The following is a 23,464-nucleotide window of genomic DNA, read 5'->3' on the forward strand; positions in this document are numbered from 1 at the left end:
ACAGCCGGGTGGAGATCCCGGTGAATCAAAATTTGCCGATGGGGGAGTGCCATGAGCGACGGGCGTATCAGGAGTCTGGTCATTCTCGGCGGAGGCACGGCCGGTTGGATGACGGCTTCGTATCTCGGTAAGGCCTTGCAGGGGGAGGTGGACATCACCCTGCTGGAGGCGCCCGCCATTCCCCGCATCGGTGTGGGCGAGGCGACGGTCCCGAACCTGCATTCCGCCTTCTTCGACTTCCTGGGGATTCCCGAGCACGAGTGGATGCGGGAGGTCAACGCCAGCTTCAAGACGGGCATCAAGTTCGTGAACTGGCGCACGCCGGGACGCGGGGCGGCCGACCCGCGCCCGCTGGGCGCCGAGACCGACTACTTCTACCACCACTTCGCGCACCTCCAGGAGCACGACGGCGTCCCGCTGCCGCAGTACTGGCACCTGAAGAAGCAGCGCGGGGACGAGACCGGTCCGTTCGACCGCGTGTGTTTCCCGGAGACCGCCGTCCTGGACGCCAAGAAGGGCCCCTGGAAGGCGGACGGCACGCCGGCCATGGACTACGCCTGGCACTTCGACGCCGCGCTGGTCGCCGACTTCCTGCGCCGCTTCGCCACCCAGAAGCAGGGTGTGCGGCACATCCAGGGCGAGCTGGCCGAGGTGATCCAGGACGAGCGAGGCTTCGTCACGGCCCTGCGCACCAAGGACGACCAGCTGCTCGAAGGCGATCTGTTCGTCGACTGCTCGGGCTTCCGGGGCCTGCTGATCAACAAGGCGATGGGCGAGCCGTTCATCGACATGGGGGACAAGCTGCTGTGCGACAGCGCGGTGGCCACCGCCATCCCGCACGACGACGAGGCGAACGGCGTCGAGCCCTTCACCTCGGCGATCGCCATGTCCAACGGCTGGACCTGGAAGATCCCGATGCTGACGCGGTTCGGCACCGGCTATGTCTTCTCCAGCAAGTTCACCACCCGCGAGGACGCCACCCGCGAGTTCAGCGAGCTGTGGGGTCTCGACCCGGAGAACACCGAGTTCAACCAGGTCTCCTTCCGGGTGGGCCGCAACCGCCGCGCCTGGGTGCGCAATGTCGTGGGCATCGGTCTGTCCTCCTGCTTCGTGGAGCCGCTGGAGTCGACCGGCATCTACTTCATCTACACGGCGATCGCACAGCTCGCCAAGCACTTCCCGGACAAGCGGTTCGACCCGACGCTGATCAACCGGTTCAACCGTGAGATCGAGAGCATGTTCGACTTCACGGTGGACTTCATCCAGACCCACTTCGCCTTCTCGCCCCGCACGGACACCGAGTTCTGGCGGGCCAACAAGAAGCTGCCGCTCGGCGACGACCTGCGCGAGAAGATCGAGCTCTACCGGGCGGGCCTGCCGGTCAACCCGTACGGCAGCGGCGAGCAGGTGCTGCACGGCACGTCCGAGACCAGCAACAAGAACTTCTGGAACAACACCAACTACTGGTGCATGCTCGCCGGTCTCGGTCACCTCCCCGAGCACGTGCTGCCCGCCCTGCAGTACAAGCCGGCGTCGGTCGCGGGCGCGGAGGCCGTCTTCGCCGATGTCCCGCGCCGCGCGGCGGAGCTGCTCGAGGAGCTGCCGTCCACGTACGACATCCTGCGCACCCTGCACGGCAAGTGAGGCGCGGAGCCTTCATGAACCGAGCCACGCGTGCGGCCGTGGGCGATCACGCCCGCCTCGAAGGCGCCGACGGCATGCGGCAGTTGATGGCGGGATTCCCCACCGGGGTGGGGATCATCACCGCCTTCGACGCCGAGGCGCGCCCCTGGGGCATGACCTGCACCTCCCTGGCGAGCGTCGCCCTGGATCCACCCACTCTCCTGGTGTGTCTGCGCAACGGCAGCCCCACCCTGCAGGCCGTGCTCGCCGCCGGCGAGTTCGCCATGAACCTGCTGCACGAAGGGGCGCGGCCGACCGCGGAACTGTTCGCCTCCGGCGCACCGGACCGCTTCGACCGCGTCGAGTGGACGGTGCCCCCGGGCGCCACCGGGCCGCACCTGCGCTCCGACGCCCACGCGGTGGCCAACTGCGTGGTCGCACGGCAGCACGCCCACGGCGATCACGTCGTCGTCTTCGCCGAGGTGCGTGACACCCACCTCGATCCCGCACCCGCCCCTCTGCTCTACGGGCGGCGGCAGTACGCGTCATGGCCGACGACCTGAAGCTGGCGGCCCCGGAGCTGCGGCCCGGCACCCCGCCGCGCTCCCGGGTCCGAGGGGTGTACGCCCTGCTGGCGCTGCTCCCGGCGGTGCTGGCGGTGGTCGTGCTGCGCGTCGGCAGCACGACCACCGGCGGGGGCGCGGCGGCGGACGGCGAGGGCGGCGGCCACGCGGCCTCCGAGACCTTCGCCGACCTGCTGCTCGCCCTGCCGGTGATCCTGCTCGTGTGCCATCTGACGGCGGGTCTCTTCCGGCGGTGGGGCCAGCCCGCCGTCATCGGCGAGATCGTCGCGGGGGTGCTCCTGGGCCCCTCGCTGCTGGGGCTGGTGTGGCCGAGCGGATACCACTACCTGTTTCCGGCGGAGCTGACGGCACCGATCAACATGCTCGCCCAACTCGGCCTGATCTGCTTCATGTTCATGGTCGGGTACGAGCTGGACCTCGGCGCGGTGCGCGGGCGCGGGCAGGTCGTGCTGACCATCAGCCACGTCGGCGTCGCCGTACCCCTGCTCGCGGGGGTGCTGCTGGCGCTCGGCCTGTACGGCGGGTACGCCCCGGACGGCCTCGGCTTCACGGCCTTCGGGCTGTTCGTCGCCGTCGCGATGAGCATCACGGCGTTCCCGGTGCTGGCCCGCATCATCGCCGAACGGCGCCGCGAGGAACTGCCCGTCGGACCGGTCGCGCTGTCCTGCGCGGCCGTCGGGGACGTCACCGCGTGGTGCCTGCTCGCCGTGGTCGTCGCCGTGGCGGAGGACTCCTCGCCGTTCGGCGTGGTCCGGATCCTCGTCCTGACCGCGCTGTTCTGCGCGCTGCTGCGCCTCGTCGTCCGTCCCCTGCTGGAACGCGTGCTCCTCGGGAACGCGTTCTCGCGCGCCGCCGTGCTGCCGGTGCTCTTCTCGGGCATCCTGCTCAGCGCCCTGGCCACGGACCGGATCGGGATCCACGCGATCTTCGGGCCGTTCCTGCTCGGCGCGGTCACGCCCCGGGGCTCGGCACCCCTCGAACACGGCATGGGCCGGCTGCGGTCGGTCACCGAGTCCCTGCTGCTGCCGCTGTTCTTCGTCTTCTCCGGGCTGCGCACCTCCATCGGACTGCTCGGCGACTGGCGGGCGTGGCTGTGGTGCGCGGCGATCGTGATGACGGCGATGACCGCCAAATGGGGCAGCAGCACCCTCGCCGCGCGCGGCTGCGGCATGGGCTGGGAGGACTCGCTGTCCATCGGAGCCCTGATGAACTGCCGCGGTCTGACCGAACTGGTGGTGCTCAACATCGGTCTGGACCTCGGGGTCATCACGCCCACGGTGTTCACCATGTTCGTCGTCATGGCGTTGATCTCCACCCTGCTCACCGCCCCCGCGCTCTCCCTGATCGGGCGGCTGTCCGCCGGGCCGCGGGCCCATCGGACCTGACCCCGATCCGCTGTCACCTTGTCGCTGTTGAGGAAGAGGACGTTCGCGATGTATCAGTCCCCCACGCACTACTTCGAGACCAGGCTGCGCCTCGCCTCGGACCCCATGACCGCCGCCGCCCGGCTGGCCTCGTCCGGTCTGCACGAGGACTACGTCGTGTACGAGAACGGCGGCACCTGGTCCTACGCCGGAGGCGCGCTCGCCGAGATCACCCTGGACCGCACCGGCGCCCGGCTGCGGCAGCCGGAGGAGGTGCACCTGCCGTGGGACGGCCGGCCCCTCCAGCAGGTGCAGAACCTCCTCGACGCCGTACAGATCAAGGACTGGCGGGCCTACGGCTGGGCGGCCTTCGAGCTGTCGTACGCCAAGGACGGGGACGTCGAGCACATCGGCGACCAGAAGCTGCTGCACCTCGTCGTCCCGCACACCGAGATACGGATCGACGGCGGCGAGGCGCATCTGCGCTCCGCGGACCAGGCCACCCTCACCGCCGCGCTGGACGTGCTGGCGGCCGAGCACACCGAGCTGCGGGCCGTGCCCAACCCCGTGGACGTGCGCCAGGCCGGTGCCGACGCCTACCGCCGGGCCGTCGGCGTCGCGGTCGACGCGATCAACGACCGACAGCTCCAGAAGGTGATCTTCTCCCGGGTGGTCCCGGTCGAGCACGAGGTCGACTTCGTCGGCACCTACCTGGCCGGCCGGCGCGGCAACAGCCCCGCGCGGTCCTTCCTGCTCAACCTCGGCGGCATCGAGGCCACCGGCTTCAGCCCCGAGATCGTCGTCCAGGTCGACCCGGACGGCCGCGTGGTCAGCCAGCCCCTGGCCGGCACCCGCGCGCTGACCGGCGACCGCGCCGAGGACGAGCGGCTGCGCGAGGAACTCCTGTCCGACCCCAAGGAGATCTACGAGCACGCCATCTCCGTGAAGATCGCCTGCGACGAACTGCTGGACGTGTGCGCCCCCGGCAGCGTCGAGGTCGAGGAGTTCATGGTCGTCAAGGAGCGCGGCACCGTGCAGCACCTGGCCTCCCGCGTCGGCGGACAGCTCGCCGAGGGCCGCCGGGCCTGGGACGCCTTCAAGGCGGTCTTCCCCGCCGTCACCGCCTCGGGCGTGCCCAAGGCCGCCGCCTACGACAGCATCCGCAGCAACGAGTCCGAGGCCCGCGGCCTCTACAGCGGCGCCGTCCTGACGGTGGATCACACCGGTTCCATGGACGCGGCCCTGGTGCTGCGCAGCGTCTACCGGCAGGACGGCCGCACCTGGCTGCGCGCCGGCGCCGGCATCGTCGGCCAGTCCCGTCCCGAGCGGGAGCTGGAGGAGACCTGCGAGAAGCTGGGCAGCGTCGGACGCTTCCTGGTGCCGGCCGCCGAACCGGTGGGCGCGGGCGCCGGCGCGCTGGCGGGAGGTGCCCGCTCGTGAAGGTCGACGGAATCCATCTCGCGGGCATCGGAACCCATCTGCCCGAGCTGTACTCGACCCGACGCGCCGTCGACGAGGGGTTGTACGACGAGCAGGACCGGGAGGACGCCGGCATCGAGTCGGTGCCCGTCGCCGGTGAGACCATCGCGCCCGACCTGGCGGTGCGCGCGGCGAAGACCGCGCTCGCCCGCTCCGGTCACGCCCCCGAGGACTTCGGCGCGCTGCTGCACAGCAGCGTCCACTTCCAGGGCCCCGACGGCTGGTCCGCCCAGCACTACGTCCTGCGGCACACGATCGACCAGCCGGTGACCGCCGTCGAGGTGCGGCAGGGCTGCCTGGGCATGCTGTCCGCCCTGGAGATGGCCGCCGCCCGCCTCATGGCCGGGGCCGAGAAGCCGGCCGTGCTGCTGACCTCCGGCGACAACTTCTCCACCCCGCTGGTGGACCGCTGGCGGGCCTCCAAGCTCTTCCTGCTCGGCGACGCCGGGGCGGCGGCCGTGGTGTCCCGCCGGGGCGGCTTCGCCCGGGTGCGGTCCGTCGGCGCGGTGTCCACCCCGTCGATGGAGGAGCTGCACCGCGGCGGTGAGCCCATGTTCCCGCCCGGCCCGACCGTGGGCCGCACCCTCAACCTGGAGGAGCGCCGGGAGTTCTGGCGCCAGGAGTGGGCGCGGGGCGTCCCGCCGCCCATGGGCAACTTCGGCGACACGGTCGCCGCCGCCGCCGACCGGGCGCTGGCGGACGCCGGCGTCACCCTGGCGGAGATCGCCCGGGTCTGCCACATCGGCTTCTCCCAGATGCCGCTCCAGGCGTCCTTCCTGGACCCGCTGGACATCGACGAGAAGCGGGGCATCTGGGAGTTCACCCGCACCACCGGCCACCTCGGCGCCGCCGACCCCGTCGCCGGCCTCGAACACGTGTGGCGGACCGGGCAGGTGACCCCGGGCGACCTGGTGCTGATCATCGGCGCCTCGCCCGGCATGGAGGCCGGCGCCGCCGTCGTCGAGATCACCGAGGCCTACGACGCCGAGCGGGAGGGCGACCATGCTTGAGGGATGCACGCCGTGGCCCGAGGAGCGGGCCGAGCGGTACCGGGCGGCCGGTCACTGGCGCGGGGAGAACCTCGCGGACGTGCTGTCCGCCGCCGCGGCCGAACACGCCGACCGCACCGCGCTCGTGCACGGCAAGACCCGGCTGACCCACGCCGAACTCGACCAACGGGTGGCCCGGACGGCCGCCGGGTTCCTCCGGCAGGGCATCGCCGCCGGCGACCGGGTCGTCGTCCAGCTGCCGAACGTGCCCGAGTTCGTCATCGTCTGCTTCGCCCTGTTCCGCATCGGGGCCAAGCCGGTGTTCTCGCTGGTCTCGCACCGGGCCAACGAGATCTCCCACCTGGTCTCCCTCTCCGGCGCCGTGGCCTACGTGGTCCCCGGCGTCCACCAGGGCTTCGACCACACCCGGCTCGCCCTCGACCTCGTCGGCACCTACGACCATCTGCGCAAGGTCTTCGTGCTGGAGCCGGGGGAGCCGGACGAGGCCGGAGTGCTGGTCGCGCTGGACGCCGTCGACGCCGAACCCGTGCCGCTGCCCGAACCCGACCCGTCCGACGTCGCGTTCTTCCTGCTGTCCGGCGGTACGACGGCACTGCCGAAGCTGATCCCGCGCACCCACGACGACTACGCGTACCAGACCCGGGCCGCCGCCGAGATGCTCGGACTCGGCCCCGACGACGTCTATCTGGCGGTCCTCCCGGCGGAGTTCAACTTCACCTGGGGCTGCCCCGGCGTGGTCGGCACCCTGCGCTCCGGCGGCACCGTCGTCCTCGTCGACACGCCCATCGCCGACGAGTGCTTCGAGGCCATCGAGCGCGAGCGCGTCACCTTCACCTCGCTGGTGCCGACCGTGGCCCAGCTGTGGCTGGAGGCCGTCGAGTGGAACACGGCCGACCTGTCGAGCCTGAAGCTCGTGCAGATCGGTGGGGCCCGGCTGCCCCGCTCCGTCGCCGAACGCGTCACCCCCGGCCTCGGCGCGCGCCTCCAGCAGGTCTTCGGGATGGCCGAGGGCATGCTCAGCTTCACCCGCGACGACGACTCCGACGAGACCGTCGTGAGCACCCAGGGCCGGCCGCTCTCGCCCGACGACGAGGTGCGCATCGTCGGCCCCGACGGCACCGACCTGCCGCCCGGCGCCACCGGCGAGCTGCTCACCCGGGGCCCGTACACCCTCCAGGGCTACTACCAGGCGCCCGAGCACAACGCCCGCGCCTTCACCGAGGACGGCTTCTACCGCACCGGCGACCTGGCGCGGCTGACCGAGGACGGGAACCTCGTCATCGAGGGCCGCATCAAGGACGTCATCATCCGGGGCGGCGACAAGGTGTCCGCCGGTGAGGTGGAGGAACACCTGCTGGCGCATCCGGCGGTGGCCGAGGTCGCCGTCGTACCCGTGCCGGATCCGTTCCTCGGCGAGCGCGTCGGCGCCTATGTGGTCGCGGACGGCACCCCGCCCGAGCTGCGGGAGCTGAAGGAGGCCCTGCACGCGGCCGGGCTCGCCGACTACAAGCTCCCCGACTGGCTGGCGATCGTCGACGAGCTCCCGCTGACCGGGCTCGGCAAGGTCGACAAGAAGGCCCTCGCGGCCGACGCGGCCGCCCGGGCGGGCGGGGCGGACGCCGGCCGATGACGTACCCCACCCCGGGACCGGCGGTCGGCGCCGGTCCCGCCCACTCTCATCCCGCAGACGTCGAAGGACGCAGGACACCCATGGAAACCACAGCGGACAGCTCGGGGCGGACACCGGCGGAGGTGTCCGCCGCACTGCGCGAGGCCGTCGCGGCCATGATCGGGACCGAACCCGACACCATCGATCCCGACGCCAACCTCATCCACCTGGGACTCGGCTCCCTGGAGATGATGCGGCTGGTCAACCAGTGGCGGCGGGACGGCCTGCCGGTGCAGTTCCGCGAACTGGCGGCCGAGCCCACGCTCACCGCCTGGCAGCGGCACGTCGACACCGTGCGGGCGCAGGCCGGGGAGGCCACGGCATGAGCGCCGCCCCGCTGCCCGGCGACGAGGGGCTTCCCGACCGGCCGCCGGCGCTGCTGATCCGCGGCGGACACATCTGTACCGCGGACGCCGCGGCGCGGGTGCACCCCACCGGCTCCGTGCTCGTCGTCGGCGACCGGATCGCCGCCGTGGGCCCGGTCGAGGACGTGGACCGGGCCGTCGCCGGGCTCACCCCCGAGCAGCAGGCGGGGCTGCGGACGCTCGACGCCTCCTCCATGCTCGTCATGCCGGGCTTCGTCAACAACCACTGGCACGACATGTTCGCGGTCCGGCTGCCCTTCAAGGGCGCCCTGCGCCCGCCGTCCGACCGCGCCGACGAACCGGGCTTCATGGCCCTCGGCGGAGACCTCGCCAAGGTCTCCGGTGGGTTCGAGGGCTTCCGCCGTCTGGTGGACGCCCTGCGGCCCGACGAGGCGGACGCCGTCGCCCGGTACGCGCTGTGGACCCAGCTGCGCTCCGGCACCACCACGCTCGGCGACGTCGGATCCGTCAACCGGCCCGACGCGCTGGCCGACGCCGCCCTCGCCCTGGGCATCCGCATGTCGGTCAGCGCCTGGGTGGCGGACATCGTGTGCGGGACCGGCAGCGGGGCCCCCGAGCGGACCCGCGACGCCGACACCGAACTCGCCTGGATCCAGCGGCTGCTGGACCGGTGCGCCAAGGACCGCACCGGTCGGCTCCGCGCCTGGCCCACGGCCCCCTACCTCACCAACATGAGCGACGAGCTCGGCCGCGGCCTCGCCCGCCTGTCCGCCGAGTACGACGTCCCGTTCGCCACCCACGTCGGCGCCCTGCGCCACGAGGCGGAGGCGGTGCGCACCCACTTCGGCACCACCCCCGTCCGCCGGCTGGAGCGCCTGGGGCTGCTCAACGACAAGCTGATGGCCGTGCACTGCGCGTTCGCCGACGCCGACGAACAGCGCATGCTGCTCGACGCCGGGGTGCACATCAGCCACTCGCCCGCCAAGTACGGCCCCACCGGGGAATCCACCCTCACCGAGACCGGCCTCATCCCCGAGCTCAAGCGCTCCGGCCTGGATGTGTCCCTGTCGACGGACGGCGGTGTCTTCCCCGTCATGGGCATGGCCGAGGAGATGCGGGCGGCCTGGCAGATGTACAACGAACTCGCCTCCGACCACACCACCCTGCCCGCCAGCGAGGCGCTCGCCATGGCCACCCGGATCGCGGCGCGCGGACTCGCCTGGGAAGGGGAGGTCGGCAGCCTGGAGGCCGGCAAACAGGCCGACCTGGTCCTCGTGCCCATCGACGACTGGCGCTATCTGCTCAACCCGCGTCCGCTGGAGGGCTATCTGACCCTGGGCGGCACGGCGGACGTGCACACCGTGCTGGTGGCGGGCCGGATCCTGCTGGAGAACGGCCGCACCCCGCACGTGGACGAGGCCGCCTTGCAGGACGCGTACCTGAGCGCCCTGCGGTCCTTCTCCGCCCGTGTCCTCGGCGTCGCCGAGAAGGAGCTGACGGCCCTCTTCGACGACAACCCCCGGCTGCGTACGAGGGGGACCGCTCGCGCGTGACCGCCCGGCACCGCACTTCGCGCCCTCTCCTCTCCTGCCCGCGCCCCCTACGGAGGTAGCGCAAACGATGTCCGACAACACCGCCCTGCTGCTCGCCGAGGACGAGGGTGCAGCTCTCTCCTCCGACGAGATGCGCCAGTGGCGGGCGCTGCCCGCCCGCCAGCAGCCCGACTGGCTCGACGACCCGCAACTCGAATCCGTACGTGAACTCCTCGCCGGCCGACCCGCGTTGGTCACCCGCGACGAGGTCGCCACGCTGCGCGCCCTGCTGGCCGAGGTCGCGCAGGGCCGCTTCCAGGTCATCCAGGCCGGCGACTGCGCCGAGGACCCCGCGGAGTGCGCGCCCGGCCCCGTCGCCCGCAAGGCGGAGCTGCTCGACGAACTCGCCGAGGCGATGCGCGCCCGCTCCGGCCGCCCCGTGCTGCGGGTCGGCCGGATCGCCGGCCAGTTCGCCAAGCCCCGCTCCCGGCCCGTGGAGGAGGTCGGCGGACGCGAACTCCCCGTCTACCGCGGGCACATGGTCAACCGCCCCGACCCCGACGCCCGCGCCCGGCGGCCCGCGCCCTCCCGCATGGTGGCGTGCTACGACGCCGCGTCCGTCGCCATGGACGCCCTGCGCCTGCGCGGCACCGGCGCCGCGATGGGGCCGTACGCCCATGTGTGGACCAGCCACGAGGCCCTGGTCCTCGACTACGAACTGCCCATGCTGCGCCGGGACCGCGACGGCCGGCTGCTGCTGACCTCCACGCACTGGCCGTGGATCGGCGAACGCACCCGGCAGGCCGACGGGGCCCATGTGCGGCTGCTGGCCTCCGTGGACAACCCGGTCTCCTGCAAGGTCGGACCGACCGCCGACATCGACGACCTGCTGCGCCTGTGCGATCTGCTCGACCCCGAGCGGACGCCGGGCAGGCTCACCCTGATCGCCCGGATGGGCGCCGACGCGGTGACCGACCGGCTGCCCGCGCTGGTGGCCGCCGTACGGGCCGCGGGCCATCCCGTCAGCTGGCTGTCCGACCCCATGCACGGCAACACCGTGACGGCCGCGAACGGCCTGAAGACCCGTCAGGTCGACGCGATCGTACGAGAGGTCACCGGCTTCCAGGACGCCGTCGCGGCCGCGGGTGGGGTCGCGGGGGGCCTGCACCTGGAGGCCACGCCGCACGCCGTCACCGAGTGCGTCGCCGACGCCGCCGACACCGACGGGCTGGACGGCGCCTACACCACGCTGTGCGACCCGCGCCTCAACCCCTGGCAGGCCCTGGAAGTGGTCTCCGCGTGGCGCGGCAGGAACCGATGAGCATTCCCCGTCAGAAGACCGGAGGAGGAGCTGTGCCGATCAACGACACGATCGCGGTGGTGACCGGTGCGGCCGGCGGCATCGGAAGCGCGGTCGCCGAGGCGCTCGCCGAACGCGGCGCCTCGGTCGCCCTGCTCGACCGGGACGCCGACCGGCTGGAGATCGTCGCCAAGGAGCTGCGGGAGGCCGGCCACCGGGCCACGGCCTTCCCCGTCGACGTCACCTCCAGCGCCGACGTCGACGCGGTGATCGACGCGGTCGAGGAGCGGCTCGGCCCGATCGACCGGCTCGTCAACGCCGCCGGAGTGCTGCGCCACGGCCGCGTCGACGCGTTCACGGACGAGGACTGGCAGGCGACCTTCTCCGTCAACACCACCGGCGTCTTCCACGTGTCGCGGGCCGTGGTGCGCCGGATGTCCGAGCGCCGGCGCGGCGCCCTCGTCACCATCGCCTCCAACGCGGCGAGCACCGCGCGCATGGAGATGGCCGCCTACGCGGCGTCGAAGGCCGCGGCGTCCATGTTCACCAAGTGCCTCGGACTGGAGAGCGCCGCCTACGGCATCCGCTGCAACGTGGTCGCCCCCGGCTCCACCGACACCCCCATGCTGACCTCGCTGTGGGACGACGACTCCGCGGTGCGCGCCTCGATCGACGGCGTTCCGGACGCCTTCCGCGTCGGCATCCCGCTGGCGAAGGTGGCCCGTCCCCGGGACATCGCCGACGCCGTGCTGTTCCTGCTGTCCGACGAGGCGGCGCACATCACCATGCACCACCTCACCGTCGACGGCGGGGCCGCGCTCGGCGCGTGATCCCCGCCCTGGAAAGGAGTCGGTTGTGGCCATACCGGCGATCGAGCCCTACCCCATGCCCACGGAGGGCGACCTGCCCGCCAACACGGCCTCGTGGTCCGTGAGCCCGTCCCGTGCCGTCCTGCTCGTGCACGACATGCAGAACTACTTCCTCCGGCCGTTCCCCGCCGGCCGGTCGCCCGTCGATCCCCTGGTGCGCAACGCGGCCCGGCTCAAGCAGACCTGCGCCCGCCTCGGCGTCCCCGTCGCCTACACCGCCCAGCCGGGCGACATGACCGAGAAGCAGCGGGGACTGCTCAAGGACTTCTGGGGTCCGGGCATGACCGCGGGGCCGCGCGACCGCGCCGTCGTCGACGAACTGGCGCCGGCCGACGACGACATCGTGCTCACCAAGTGGCGCCCGAGCGCCTTCTTCAACACCAGCCTGCTCGAACTGCTCCGCGACACGGGCCGCGACCAGCTGATCGTGTGCGGCGTGTACGCCCACGTCGGGATCCTCATGACCACGGGGGAGGCGTACGCGCATGACATCCAGACCTTCGTCGTGGGGGACGCCGTCGCCGACTTCACGCTGGACGACCACCGTATGACGCTCCAGTACGTCGCGACCCGCTGCGGCATGACGCTGCCCACCGACACCGTGGTGCGCCAGCTGGAGGAGGCGAGCCGTTCATGAACGCAGCGGCCGACGAGCTCCTGCGGCGGATCCTGGCCGGCGACCCGCCGCCCTTCGCCCTGCTGCACCGGCCCCGGGCCACCGGGGCGGACCGCCTGGAACTGATGGTGGGAACCGCCTCCCGGCCCGCCTCGCTCGCCGACCTCCCGCTGCCTGAGGGCCCCGGCGGGCGGCGGCACGACGTGCTCGCCGTGCTGCCCTACCGGCAGCTCGCCGAGCGCGGCTACCACTGCCCCGACGACGGCACGCCCCTGGTCGCCCTGACGATCGAGGAACAGTGCGGCCTGTCCCGGCAGGAGTTCCTGCGCCAGGTCCCCGACGTGCCGATCAGGATGGACGAGCACGGCTTCGACACCGACGACGAGGCGTACGCCCGCACGGTGCGCCGGATCATCGAGGAGGAGATCGGCCGGGGCACCGGCGCCAACTTCGTCATCAAGCGCACCTACCGGGCGAGCCTCGAGGACTGGGGCGCGGCCACGGCCCTGGCCTTCTTCCGCCGCCTCCTGCAGCGCGAACCCGGCGCCTACTGGACGTTCCTCATCCACACCGGCGACCGGTACCTCATCGGCGCCACCCCCGAGCGGCACGTCACCCTGGACGCCGGCGCGGTGACGATGAACCCGATCAGCGGCACCTACCGCTATCCCGAGGGCGGCGCCGACGCCGACGGGGTGATGAGCTTCCTGCGCGACACCAAGGAGTCCGACGAGCTGTTCATGGTGCTCGACGAGGAACTGAAGATGATGGGCCGGGTCTGCGACCGCGGCGGACGGGTGCGCGGCCCGTACCTCAAGGAGATGGAGCGCCTCGCGCACACCGAGTACCTCATCGAGGGCACCAGCAGCCGCGGCGTCCACGAGATCCTCCTGGAGACCCTGTTCGCGCCGACGGTGACCGGCAGCCCCCTGGAGAGCGCCTGCCGGGTCATCGACAAGTACGAGCCCCACGGCCGCGGTTACTACAGCGGGGTCGCCGCCCTCATCGGCCGGGACGACGCCGGCGGCCCCGTCCTGGACTCGTCGATCCTCATCCGCACCGCGGACGTGGACCCCGCCGGCGGACTCGGCATCGGCGTGGGCGCGACCCTCGTCCGGCACTCCTCCCCGCAGGCCGAGGTGGCCGAGACCCGGGCCAAGGCCGCCGGACTGCTGGCCGCCCTGCGCAGCGAGCCCGACACCGGCGCCGCGGCCGCGCACGGCACGGCGGCGCCGACCCGCGGGCCCGGTCTGAGGGACCACCCCGACGTGGTGGCCGCGCTGGCCACCCGCAACGCGACCCTGGCGCCCTTCTGGCTGGCGGACCCGGACGACCGAGCTCACCCGGACGACCGGCTGGCCGGGCGGCGGCTCCTCGTCGTCGACGCGGAGGACACCTTCACCTCCATGGCCCGGCACTGCCTCGCCGCCCTGGGCCTGGACGTCACCGTGCGCCGGTTCGACGAGCCGTACACGATCGACGACCAGGACTTCGTGATCGTGGGGCCCGGTCCCGGGGATCCGGCCCTGCACACCGACGCCAAGATCGCCCATCTGCGTGACCTCACCCGGGGGCTGCTGGCCTCCCGCACACCGTTCCTGTCGGTGTGCCTCGGCCACCAGGTGCTCAGCTCCCTGCTGGGGCTCGACATCGTGCGCAGGCCGGAGCCCAACCAGGGCTCCCAGCAGAAGATCGACTTCTTCGGCACCACCGAACTCGTCGGTTTCTACAACACGTTCGCCGCCCGCTGGGCCGAGGCCACCCTGTCGTGCCCGTTCCGGGGCGGCGAGATCCAGGTCTGCCACGACCCGGGCAGCGGCGAGGTGCACGGACTGCGCGGCCCCGGTTACGCCTCCGTCCAGTTCCACCCCGCGTCCGTCCTGACCCGCAACGGCACCAGCATCCTGCGCGACCTGCTGGTCGGCGCGATGGAGGGGTTCAGCGTGGTGGGCGGCTGAGACACCCTCGGCGGTGCGGCGGGCTGACGCCCGCGGGGATCGGTCGGGCATCCTTGCGGAGGTCTCGGGGGCGGGCGCCCCCGCGACCGCCCACCGAGCCTGTCCTGATGGGGGGAGACGACGCATGGGTATGGGGGACGGAACCGCCGTGCCCGAGCAACTGGCACGCACCATCGACCAGTTGGCGGCCGACTCCGCCGCCCTGACCGAACGGACGATCACGCAGGGCCTGCGCGAGCTGCCGACGTACGCGGCGGTGCCGACGTCCCAGCTCCAGGCGTCGATCGAGCGCAACCTCGACATCGCGGTGCGCGCCCTGCGCTCGGGTGTCGCGCCCACCCCGAGCGACATTCCGGAAGCGGAGATCATCGCTCGCGACCGGGCCCGGCAGGGCGTCCCGATCGAGGACATGATGCGGGGCTACCGGCTGAGCATCAGCAACGTCCAGCGGCGCTTCCTCGAACTGGCCGCGGCCAACGGCGTACCGCCCGAGACCGCGCTCGACGGCGCGCGCCTGCTGTGGTCGGTGAGCGACGCCTACACCGTACGACTGGCGCTCGCCTACCAGGAGTCGAGCGTCGAGAGCGCCCTGCACGACGCGCACCGCCGGACCGAGTTCGTACGGTCCCTGCTGGCCGGCACGATGGATGCCGCCGAACTCGACCGCGGCTGCACCCTGTACGGCCTGGACCCCGGCGCCTCCTACTGCGCCGTACGGGCGCGCGGCGGGGCCGGCGTCGAGGAACTGCGCCGCACCCTGGAGCGGGCCGGCGGCGCCCCCGGCAGACCGGCCCTGCTGGGCGCCCTGGGCGGCGACTGCGCCGGGGTGGTGGCGCGCCGGCCGCCCGCCGGAGAGGGCTGGGTGGCCGGCATCGGCGCCGAGGTCCCCCTCACCGACATCGCGAGCTCGTTCCGTACGGCGAGCCGCGCCCTCGACGTGGCCGCACAGCTGGGCCGCACCGGGGTTTTCGGACTGGAGGAGCTCACCTGGCGGCTGGCCGCCGCGGCCAACGACGACGTGGGCCGCCACCTGGTCGAGCGCTACCTCGCGCCGCTGCGCGCCGAGGGCGAGTTCGGCCTGCTCCTGGAGGACACCCTGCGGGCCTACTTCGACAACGGGCTGAGCGTCAAGGAGACCGCCGAGACCCTGGTGATCCATGTGAACACCCTGCGGTACCGGCTGCGCCGGTTCGGCGAGCTCACCGGGGCGTCGCTGTCGTCCACCGAGGTCATCGTGGAACTGGCGTGGGCGCTCGAACTGGAGGCGCTGCACCAGCGGTGACCGACGGCGCCGCGCCGTTGTCCCATCGCACAACGGCGGTTAGGCATGCCTTGGTCTCCCGGACATCGACCCTGTCCGGCCGGTGGGACATCGTTGCTCGCAGCGGTTGTTCGTTCGGACAAAGGGAGTTGTCAGTGGGGGAGCCGGTCTGGATTGTCGGAGTGGGGATGACGCCGTTCGGGCGCCACTTCGACCGAGGGGTGCCGGATCTGGCGGCCGAGGCGGTCCAGGAGGCGCTGACCGACGCGGGGTTGGACAAGAGCCACATCGAGGCGGCGTTCTTCGGCAACACGACGCAGGGCGCGCTGGAGGGCCAGCTCATGGTGGGCGGCCAGATCGCGCTGCGCGGCATGGGGTTCGAGCGGATCCCGATCTTCAACGTGGAGAACGCCTGCGCCACCGGCGCCACCGCGCTCCACCTGGCGGTCAATCAGATTCGCGCCGGGGCGGTCGACTTCGCGCTCGCGGTCGGCGCGGAGAAGATGAACGTGGCCGACCGCGACAAGGCGTTCGCGGTCTTCGACGGCGCCTACGACGTGTCGGACCCGGCCGGGCTGACCGCCACCCTGGCCGCGCTCGGCGGCGAGGTCGACGACAGCGACGCCGGCAAGCGCAGCATCTTCATGGACGTCTACGCGGCCATGGCGCGCTCGCACATGAACCGGTTCGGCACCACACAGCGGCAGATCGCCGTCGTCGCGGAGAAGAACCACGGGCACGCCCTGCACAACGAGCGGGCCTACTACCGCACGTCGATCACCGCCGAGGACATCCTCGCCGCCCGCGCCCTGTCGTTCCCGCTCACCGTGCCGATGTGCGCCCCGCTCACGGACGGCGCCGCGGCGGTCGTGGTGTGCGGCGAACGCGGGCTGCGCCGGCTGGCCGGCACCGGCCGCGGCGTACGCGTGCTGGCCTGCGCGGTGGGCACCGGTGAGAAGCGCGACCTGCACGCCGCCGACCGCCACATCACCCGGCTGCTGGCGCTGCGGGCGTACGAGGAGGCCGGCGTGGGTCCCGAGGACGTCGACGTGGCCGAGGTGCACGACGCCACCGCGTTCTCGGAGATCCAACTCACCGAGATGCTCGGGCTGTTCGAGCCCGGCGCCGGCGCCCGGGCCGCCGAGACCGGCGTCACGACGCTCGGCGGGAGGCTGCCGGTCAACCCGTCCGGCGGCCTGGAGTCGAAGGGGCATCCGCTCGGCGCGACCGGACTGGCCCAGGTGTACGAGCTGGTCCAGCAACTCCGCGGGGAGAGCGGAGTCCGACAGGTGTCCGGCGCACGGATCGCGATCGCGGAGAACGGCGGCGGGTTCTACGCCGGCGAGGAAGCGGTCGCCGCCATCACGGTACTGGGGGTATGACACATGGCGATCATCGACTTCTTCGACCGGGGCTGGAGAAACGCCCCGGAGGCCACCGCCTACATCGGCGGTGAGCAGACCTGGACGTTCAACGAGGCGCGGGCGCTGTCGTGCCGGATCGCGCACGCGCTCCTGGAGGCCGGGCTCCCCAAGGAGACCAAGGCCGGCGTGCTGTCCCCGAACGACCCGCGGGCCTGGATCTGCGTGCTCGGCATCTGGCGCGCCGGCCTGGCCTGGGTGCCGCTCAATCCGACGGTCCCGGCACCCGATCTGCACCGCGTGATCGACGAGTTCGACTGCGAGGTGCTCTTCTACCACCCCTCGATGGCGCCGGTCGTGGCCGAACTGTCACCGACCCTGCCCAAGGTCAAGCACTGGGTGTGCCTCGACGCCTCCGAGGACCACCCCGCCCTGGCCGACTGGACGGCTGGCCGGCCCGACACCCCGCCCGACGTGCGCTACGAGATGGACGACGTGGTCGCCGTCTTCTCCACCGGCGGGACGACCGGGGCGTCGAAGGGCGTGATGAACACCCACCGGTCCTTCGCGGTGTGCGTGGCCCACTTCATGATCGCCATGCAGTACCGGTCCGACGAGCGGATCGTCAACCTGGCCGCGCTGCCCATGACCCACGCGGCCGGGGTGTTCAGCCTCGCCGCCACGGCCCGCGGCGGCACGGTCGTCATCCTGCCCAAGGGCGACCCCGTCGCGATCCTCGACGCGATCGAGGAGTACCGCGTCACCGAGCTGTTCCTCGCGCCGACCGTCATCTACCGGCTGATGGAGACCCCGGGGGTCGCCGACCGCGACTTCTCCTCGCTGCGCATCCTGGCCTGCGGCGCGGCGCCCATGTCGACGGAGAAGCTGCGCCGCGCCATCGAGCTGTTCGGCCCGGTCATGGCGGAGGGCTACGGCCTGGTGGAGGCGTTCGCCTCGATCTCCTTCATGCGCCCCGAGGAGCACCTCGTCGACGGAAAGGTCGCCCCGGACTCCCGGCTGGCGTCCTGCGGTCGCCCGAATCCGCTGATCAATGTGCAGATCCAGGACGACGAGGGGCGGCCCGTGCCCACCGGGCAGGCCGGGGAGATCTGCGTCCGGGGCGACCTCGTCATGAAGGGCTACTACAAGGCGCCCGAGAAGACGGCCGAGAGCATCATCGACGGGTGGCTGCACACCGGCGACGTCGGCCACTTCGACGAAGAGGGCTTCCTGTTCATCACCGACCGCAAGAAAGACATGATCATCTCCGGGGGGCTGAACATCTTCCCCAGTGAGGTCGAGCAGGTCATCTGGAGCCACCCGGCCGTGCAGGACTGCGCCGTGATCGGTGTGCCGCACGAGGACTGGGGCGAGATGCTCACCGCGGTCGTCGAGCTGAACCCGGGCGCGAGCGTCGAGGGCGCCGAGCTGATCGCCCTGTGCAAGGAGCGGCTGGGCAGCGTGCGCGCCCCCAAGCGCGTGGAGTTCGTCGACGAACTGCCCCGCAGCGGCAACGGCAAGGTCCTCAAGCGGGCCGTCCGCGAGCAGTACTGGGCGGGCCGGTCCCGCCAGGTCTGACCGCCGCGCGCGGTTCGGGACCGGCCCGATGGGTGAGGACGGGGCGGGCCGGTCCCGGTGGACCTGTTCGGCGAGCAGTACGGGGGTCTGTCCGCCGAGCAGAACGGGGCCGGACGGTTCCGGCAGGTCGACGGGCTCGTGGTCCGTCCCCTGCCGCGGACTTCCGGCACACGGCGTGCGGGTCGTACACGACCCGCACGCCGTTTCCGTGCGGGTGCCGTCCGGCGTACGCGGGCTTCCGCCACGCTCGGCGGGCCCGCCCGGTCGCTACGGGTTCCTGGGCCGGGATGCGTCGGGCCGCCGCATTCTGCGGGGCCGCCCGGTCGCTACGGGTTCCTGGGCCGGGATGCGCCGGGCCGCCGCATTCTGCGGGGCCGCCCGGTCGCTACGGGTTCCTGGGCCGGGATGCGCCGGGCCGCCGCACTCGGTGGGCCCGCCCGGTCCCCACGGGTTCCTGGCCCGGGACGCGCCGGCATCGGTGGAGACCTCACCCCACCCGGACAAAACCGCGTATTTGTGCGACCGGGGCAACCGATGTGGCGCACAAGGAGTCTGAGCAGGGTGAGACGTCCGGGTCCGCCGGACGTATGTCAACAGGGATGCAGAGTTCGGCCGTCCGGCGGAGACCATGCCGGAGGGGCCGGGCGTGGTGCACATCGGCGGCCATGGCCGAGCGGAGGGGCGAGCGCGGGTGGGCGGAACGGGCAGGCGCAGGGCGGGGAAGACCGGGGCCGAGGGGACGGCGACCGGTGCCAGGGGGAGGACCAGGCTGACGCGCCGGGGCCGGATCCTGGCGTGGAGCGCGGGGGTGACCGGTGTGGTCCTGCTCGGCGTCGGCGGGGTCGGCGCCTGGATCTACCAGGACCTCAACGGCAACATCACGTCCGCGGACGTCGACGACAAGCTCGGCGGCAACCGCCCCGAGAAGCTCAGCCCCGGCTCCAAGAACATCCTGCTGGTCGGCTCCGACAGCCGCGACGGCGCCAACGCCAAGTACGGCAAGGACCTGACCACCATGCAGTCGGACACCCTGCTGGTGCTGCACATCCCGAAGAACCGGGAGTGGGCCACCGTACTGTCCTTCCCGCGCGACTCATGGGTGCAGATCCCGGCGTGCCAGGAGGGCGGCGGCAAGACCTCCACCCCGCACCACTTCAAGATCAACGAGGCGTTCGCGCTGGGCGGCAGCACCGGTGAGGTCGCCTCGGCCGCCGCGTGCAGCATCAAGACGATCGAGGCCAACACGGGCCTGCGCATAGACAACTTCATGTCGATCGACTTCTCGGGCTTCAAGGGGATGGTGGACGCCCTGCAGGGCATCGAGGTCTGCCCGAAGCAGCCCATCCACTCCGAGAAGGCCCGCCTCGACATGGAGGCCGGCTGCCAGACCGTGCGCGGTGAGACGGCCCTCGGCTACGTACGGGCCCGCTACGGCGTCGGCGACAACTCCGACATCGGACGCATCGGCCGCCAGCAGGAGTTCATGGAGGCGCTGGCGAAGAAGGCCAAGTCCAAGCTGACCGACCCCCAGGCCCTGTACGGCTTCCTGAAGTCCGCCACCAAGTCCCTGACCACGGACCCCGATCTGGCCGGACTCCAGCCGCTCTACGGTCTGGCGAACGAGCTCAAGGGCATTCCCTCCGACCGGCTGAGCTTCCTCACCGTCCCCAACTACCCGCGCCAGGCGGACAATCCGAGGGACAAGGCCAACGTGGTCTGGCAATTCCCGCAGGCCACCAACCTGTTCACCGCCCTCGCCAAGGACCAGGAGATGACCAAGGCCCAGCTCGCGACCCAGGTGAAGGACCTGATCTACGCGTCCAGTGTGCGCGTGCGGGTACTCAACGGCACCGGACAGTCGGGGCGGGCCTCCGACGTCGCCGAGAAGCTCACCGCGGCCGGCTTCACCGTCGTGGGCACCGGCAACGCCCCGCAGAACTCGGCCACCACGACGGTCGGTTACCCGGCCGACCTCCAGCGCAAGGCCGCCGTTCTCGCGGCGTGGCTGCCCAAGGCCCGCTCGGCCGTCGACGCCAAGGCGAACGCCGGCGAGGTGACCCTGGTCGTCGGCCAGGACCTGGACCTCGCGGCCCTGCGCTGAGTCCCGATTCGGGGCGGAAGCCCGTTTATCGGTTGGCTTGTCGCGGTGAGACCGAGATGACTGCTGACTGACCGTCAATGTTCATCAGAGACGCCTTATTGACGGTCAGTGACTGCTTCTTACGGTGATACGATCACGGTCGCTTGTAGAGCGGGCGGATGGGTGCAAGACGACATCCCCGACTACGGGGACGGTCCGGGCGGTGACCCCGGTGCGGGCGGTCCGCCGGTCCACCCGCATTGACGGAAATTCAGCAACTGGCCGTCAGTCGCCTGAAGAGAGTCTTATGACGCATTACATACCGGACCCGGTGGCCTGGGTTCTCCTGGTCGCCGTCATCGCCGCCGTCGCCTTGCTAGTTCGCCAGCGCAGGGCGGCGCGCACGTTAAAGAACGAGGTCTCCCGGCTCAGGTCCCACTACGCGGAGCTGGAGAACCAGTACGCCGAGTCCGTCGAGGCCGCGCAGGAGCGCGCCGAGGAAGCGACGAAGACCGTACTGAAGTCGGCGATGCGGACCCTGCAGGGTCTCGCCGCCGAACAGCAGCTGATCGTCTCCCGGCTGCAGACCAAATACGGCGAGTCGGTCATTCTCCAGGATCTCCTCGAAATCGACCACACCAACTCGCAGTTCGGCCGTCGCGCCCAGTCCATCGCCGTCCTGTGCGACGGCTGGCTCGGCCGGCAGCGCGACGTCGCCTCCGTCTATGACGTGGTGCGCAGCGCACAGGGCAGAATCCGCCATTTCCGGCGGGTGGAGATTCTCTCCCAGGTGGACTTCGGCATCACTAGCCGGGCCGTCGAACCGGTGGCGCTGGCCCTCGCCGAACTCCTCGACAATGCCACCAGCTATTCCAGCCCCGACACGGTCGTCGAAATCAATATCCGCACCGTGCCCAAGGGCATTTGCATCGTCGTCGACGACGCCGGCGTCGGCATGAACGACGAGGAGCGCGCCCGCGCCGAGAAGCTCCTGTCCAGCGAGCGCGTCACCGGCGTCTCCGGCCTCGGCAACCCGCCGCAGTTCGGCTTCGCCGTGATCGGTGTGCTCGCCGAGCGCTTCGGCTTCGAGGTGTCCGTCGACTCCACCTCCCCCTATGGAGGTGTGCGCTCGGTCCTGCTGCTGCCGCACGACCTGCTCACCGCGGCGCCCGAGCAGAAGGAGCCCGCGCCGGTCGTCACCACCGTCGCCTCCGCCCCGCCGGCCTTCGGCGGCCCCGAGCCCGTGGCGGCCGGTGTCACCACCGCCGACGGCCTGCCCAAGCGACGCCGCAAGCGCCCGATGGCGGTCGTGCCGAGCACCCCGTCGGCTCCCGGCCCCGGCCCCGCGCCCGCCGTCCCGCCCCTGCCGTCCCGGCGCTCCGGCGCGGAGTCCGCGGCGATCATGGGTGCCTTCCAGCGGGGCACGCAGTCGGGCCGGGCGTCGCACTCGGACACGACGGACCAGACCAGCAGCACACACGGTGCGAGCAGCGAAGGGCATGAGTTCTCGTGAACGACGACCTGTCATGGATGCTTGACAGCGCCCTGGAGATCCCCGGGGCCCTGCACGCGGTCCTGATCTCCGCGGACGGCCTGCTGATGGCCCGGACGAAGGACTTCGACAAGGACAACGCCGACCGCGTGGCCGCCGCGATGAGCGGAGTGCAGTCGCTCAGCCGCTCGCTCGGCTTCTTCTGCGAGGACCCCGGCCACCAGTGGCGCCAGACGCTCGTCGAGTTCGAGGGCGGCTGGGTGTTCCTGATCTCCGCCGGCGAGGGCGCGTACCTCGGCGTGTCGGCCACCCCGGACGTCGACATGCAGGACATCACCTTCCGCATGCAGCAGCTCGTCGGCCAGCTCGGCAAGGCGCTGATGACGCCGCCGCGCGAGAACCTCGGCGCGCGGTCATGACCGGATTCGACGAACTGGAGCCGCAGACCCCGGAGTTAGTGCGTCCGTACGTCATCACCAAGGGACGCGGGCTGCCCGATGAGCAGCAGCTGTCCCTGATCACCCTGGTCACGGCGGCGGCGGACCACCAGCAACGGCCCACCCGCCTGTCACCGGAGGAACAGAACCTGCTGGAGCTGTGCTCGGCCGGCTATCTCTCGGTGGCCGAGATCGCGGGCCACACCCAGCTGCCGCTCGGCGTGGTGAAGATCCTCCTGGCCGCCCTGACCGAGGGCGGCTACCTCATCACGCGCCCGCCGGTGCAGCGCGCGCCGCTCGCCGACCGGGAGATCCTGGAGGAGGTGCTGAATGGTCTCAGGGCCAAGTTTGGATGAGGCGGCGTACGTCCGCGAGGGTGCCACCCAGACCGCCGTGAAGATCCTCGTGGTGGGTCACTTCGCGGTCGGCAAGACCACCTTCATCGGGGCGATCTCGGAGATCGAGCCGCTGTCCACCGAGGAGACGATGACGCGGGCCGCGGAGGCGGTCGACGACCTCAAGGGAGTCCAGGGCAAGACCACCACGACGGTCGCCATGGACTTCGGCCGGCTCACCATCAGCGACCGGGTCGTGCTGTATCTCTTCGGCACGCCCGGGCAGCAGCGCTTCGTGCAGATGTGGGAGGACATGGCCCGTGGCGCGCTCGGCGCGCTGGTGCTGGTCGACCCCGAGCGTCTCGCCGACTCCTTCGCCGTGATCGACCTGATCGAGCAGTACGGACTCGACTACGCGATCGCCGTCAACCACTTCGACGGCGCCCCGCCGCGCGACGAGTTCGCACTGCGTGAGGCACTGGACCTCCTCGACGACACCCCCATCGTCACCTGCGACGCGCGAGACGAGAAGTCGTCGGCCGAAGCCCTCATCACTCTCGTCCGCCATCTGCAGGAACGTGCCCACTAGG

The 23,464-nt window shown here is 71.7% G+C and carries 20 protein-coding genes; all 20 read left to right on the top strand.

The features are described from left to right. The first annotated feature begins 51 nt into the window (after positions 1-51). Entirely contained in the window at positions 52-1,644 is a 1,593-nt protein-coding gene (locus ACZ5NW_RS03000; RefSeq protein WP_468741933.1) for a tryptophan halogenase family protein, read from the top strand. Between the two features lie 14 nt (positions 1,645-1,658). Further along, entirely contained in the window at positions 1,659-2,186 is a 528-nt protein-coding gene (locus tag ACZ5NW_RS03005) for a flavin reductase family protein (protein WP_468741934.1), read from the top strand. Then, positions 2,171-3,592 (top strand): cation:proton antiporter domain-containing protein, encoded by a 1,422-nt coding sequence (locus ACZ5NW_RS03010; protein ID WP_468741935.1) that lies wholly within the window; start codon positions 2,171-2,173, stop codon positions 3,590-3,592. The genes ACZ5NW_RS03005 and ACZ5NW_RS03010 overlap by 16 nt, the downstream gene beginning before the upstream one ends. A gap of 48 nt (positions 3,593-3,640) precedes the next feature. Then, positions 3,641-5,011, top strand: coding sequence for a salicylate synthase (locus ACZ5NW_RS03015; protein ID WP_468741936.1), 1,371 nt, complete (start codon positions 3,641-3,643; stop codon positions 5,009-5,011). Next, the gene (locus ACZ5NW_RS03020; RefSeq protein ID WP_468741937.1) at positions 5,008-6,060 is read left to right on the top strand and encodes a ketoacyl-ACP synthase III family protein; all 1,053 of its coding nucleotides are present in this window, start codon (positions 5,008-5,010) and stop codon (positions 6,058-6,060) included. The genes ACZ5NW_RS03015 and ACZ5NW_RS03020 overlap by 4 nt, the downstream gene beginning before the upstream one ends. Then, a complete protein-coding gene (locus tag ACZ5NW_RS03025) occupies positions 6,053-7,690 on the top strand; it encodes a (2,3-dihydroxybenzoyl)adenylate synthase (protein WP_468741938.1) in 1,638 nt (545 codons plus the stop codon). Before ACZ5NW_RS03020 ends, ACZ5NW_RS03025 begins: the two co-directional genes overlap by 8 nt. An 80-nt stretch (positions 7,691-7,770) precedes the next feature. Further along, positions 7,771-8,055 (top strand): phosphopantetheine-binding protein, encoded by a 285-nt coding sequence (locus tag ACZ5NW_RS03030; RefSeq protein ID WP_468741939.1) that lies wholly within the window; start codon positions 7,771-7,773, stop codon positions 8,053-8,055. Continuing rightward, positions 8,052-9,608, top strand: coding sequence for an amidohydrolase family protein (locus tag ACZ5NW_RS03035; protein ID WP_468741940.1), 1,557 nt, complete (start codon positions 8,052-8,054; stop codon positions 9,606-9,608). The genes ACZ5NW_RS03030 and ACZ5NW_RS03035 overlap by 4 nt, the downstream gene beginning before the upstream one ends. Positions 9,609-9,675: 67 nt before the next feature. After that, positions 9,676-10,908, top strand: a complete 1,233-nt coding sequence (locus ACZ5NW_RS03040; RefSeq protein WP_468741941.1) for a 3-deoxy-7-phosphoheptulonate synthase — start codon at positions 9,676-9,678, stop codon at positions 10,906-10,908. A 38-nt stretch (positions 10,909-10,946) separates the two neighbouring features. After that, complete coding sequence (locus ACZ5NW_RS03045; protein WP_468742970.1) at positions 10,947-11,717, top strand: 2,3-dihydro-2,3-dihydroxybenzoate dehydrogenase; 771 nt, start codon at positions 10,947-10,949, stop codon at positions 11,715-11,717. A 25-nt stretch (positions 11,718-11,742) separates the two neighbouring features. Beyond that, positions 11,743-12,393, top strand: coding sequence for an isochorismatase family protein (locus ACZ5NW_RS03050; protein WP_468741942.1), 651 nt, complete (start codon positions 11,743-11,745; stop codon positions 12,391-12,393). After that, positions 12,390-14,330, top strand: a complete 1,941-nt coding sequence (locus ACZ5NW_RS03055; protein ID WP_468741943.1) for an anthranilate synthase family protein — start codon at positions 12,390-12,392, stop codon at positions 14,328-14,330. Before ACZ5NW_RS03050 ends, ACZ5NW_RS03055 begins: the two co-directional genes overlap by 4 nt. A 124-nt stretch (positions 14,331-14,454) precedes the next feature. Then, positions 14,455-15,612 carry a PucR family transcriptional regulator gene (locus tag ACZ5NW_RS03060; protein ID WP_468741944.1) on the top strand — a complete coding sequence of 386 codons (1,158 nt, stop codon included), beginning with the start codon at positions 14,455-14,457 and terminating at the stop codon, positions 15,610-15,612. A 134-nt stretch (positions 15,613-15,746) separates the two neighbouring features. Then, complete coding sequence (locus ACZ5NW_RS03065; RefSeq protein ID WP_468741945.1) at positions 15,747-16,973, top strand: thiolase family protein; 1,227 nt, start codon at positions 15,747-15,749, stop codon at positions 16,971-16,973. Positions 16,974-16,976: 3 nt separating this feature from the next. Next, entirely contained in the window at positions 16,977-18,530 is a 1,554-nt protein-coding gene (locus tag ACZ5NW_RS03070) for a class I adenylate-forming enzyme family protein (RefSeq protein ID WP_468741946.1), read from the top strand. A 628-nt stretch (positions 18,531-19,158) separates the two neighbouring features. Further along, a complete protein-coding gene (locus tag ACZ5NW_RS03075) occupies positions 19,159-20,631 on the top strand; it encodes an LCP family protein (protein WP_468741947.1) in 1,473 nt (490 codons plus the stop codon). A gap of 286 nt (positions 20,632-20,917) precedes the next feature. Next, a complete protein-coding gene (locus ACZ5NW_RS03080; protein ID WP_468741948.1) occupies positions 20,918-22,123 on the top strand; it encodes an ATP-binding protein in 1,206 nt (401 codons plus the stop codon). Further along, positions 22,120-22,521 carry a roadblock/LC7 domain-containing protein gene (locus ACZ5NW_RS03085; protein WP_468741949.1) on the top strand — a complete coding sequence of 134 codons (402 nt, stop codon included), beginning with the start codon at positions 22,120-22,122 and terminating at the stop codon, positions 22,519-22,521. Before ACZ5NW_RS03080 ends, ACZ5NW_RS03085 begins: the two co-directional genes overlap by 4 nt. Then, entirely contained in the window at positions 22,518-22,895 is a 378-nt protein-coding gene (locus tag ACZ5NW_RS03090; protein ID WP_468741950.1) for a DUF742 domain-containing protein, read from the top strand. The genes ACZ5NW_RS03085 and ACZ5NW_RS03090 overlap by 4 nt, the downstream gene beginning before the upstream one ends. Further along, positions 22,870-23,463 carry a GTP-binding protein gene (locus ACZ5NW_RS03095; protein WP_468741951.1) on the top strand — a complete coding sequence of 198 codons (594 nt, stop codon included), beginning with the start codon at positions 22,870-22,872 and terminating at the stop codon, positions 23,461-23,463. Before ACZ5NW_RS03090 ends, ACZ5NW_RS03095 begins: the two co-directional genes overlap by 26 nt. Position 23,464: the final 1 nt, after the last annotated feature.

The sequence above is a fragment of the Streptomyces sp. NPDC032126 genome (genome assembly GCF_055580085.1).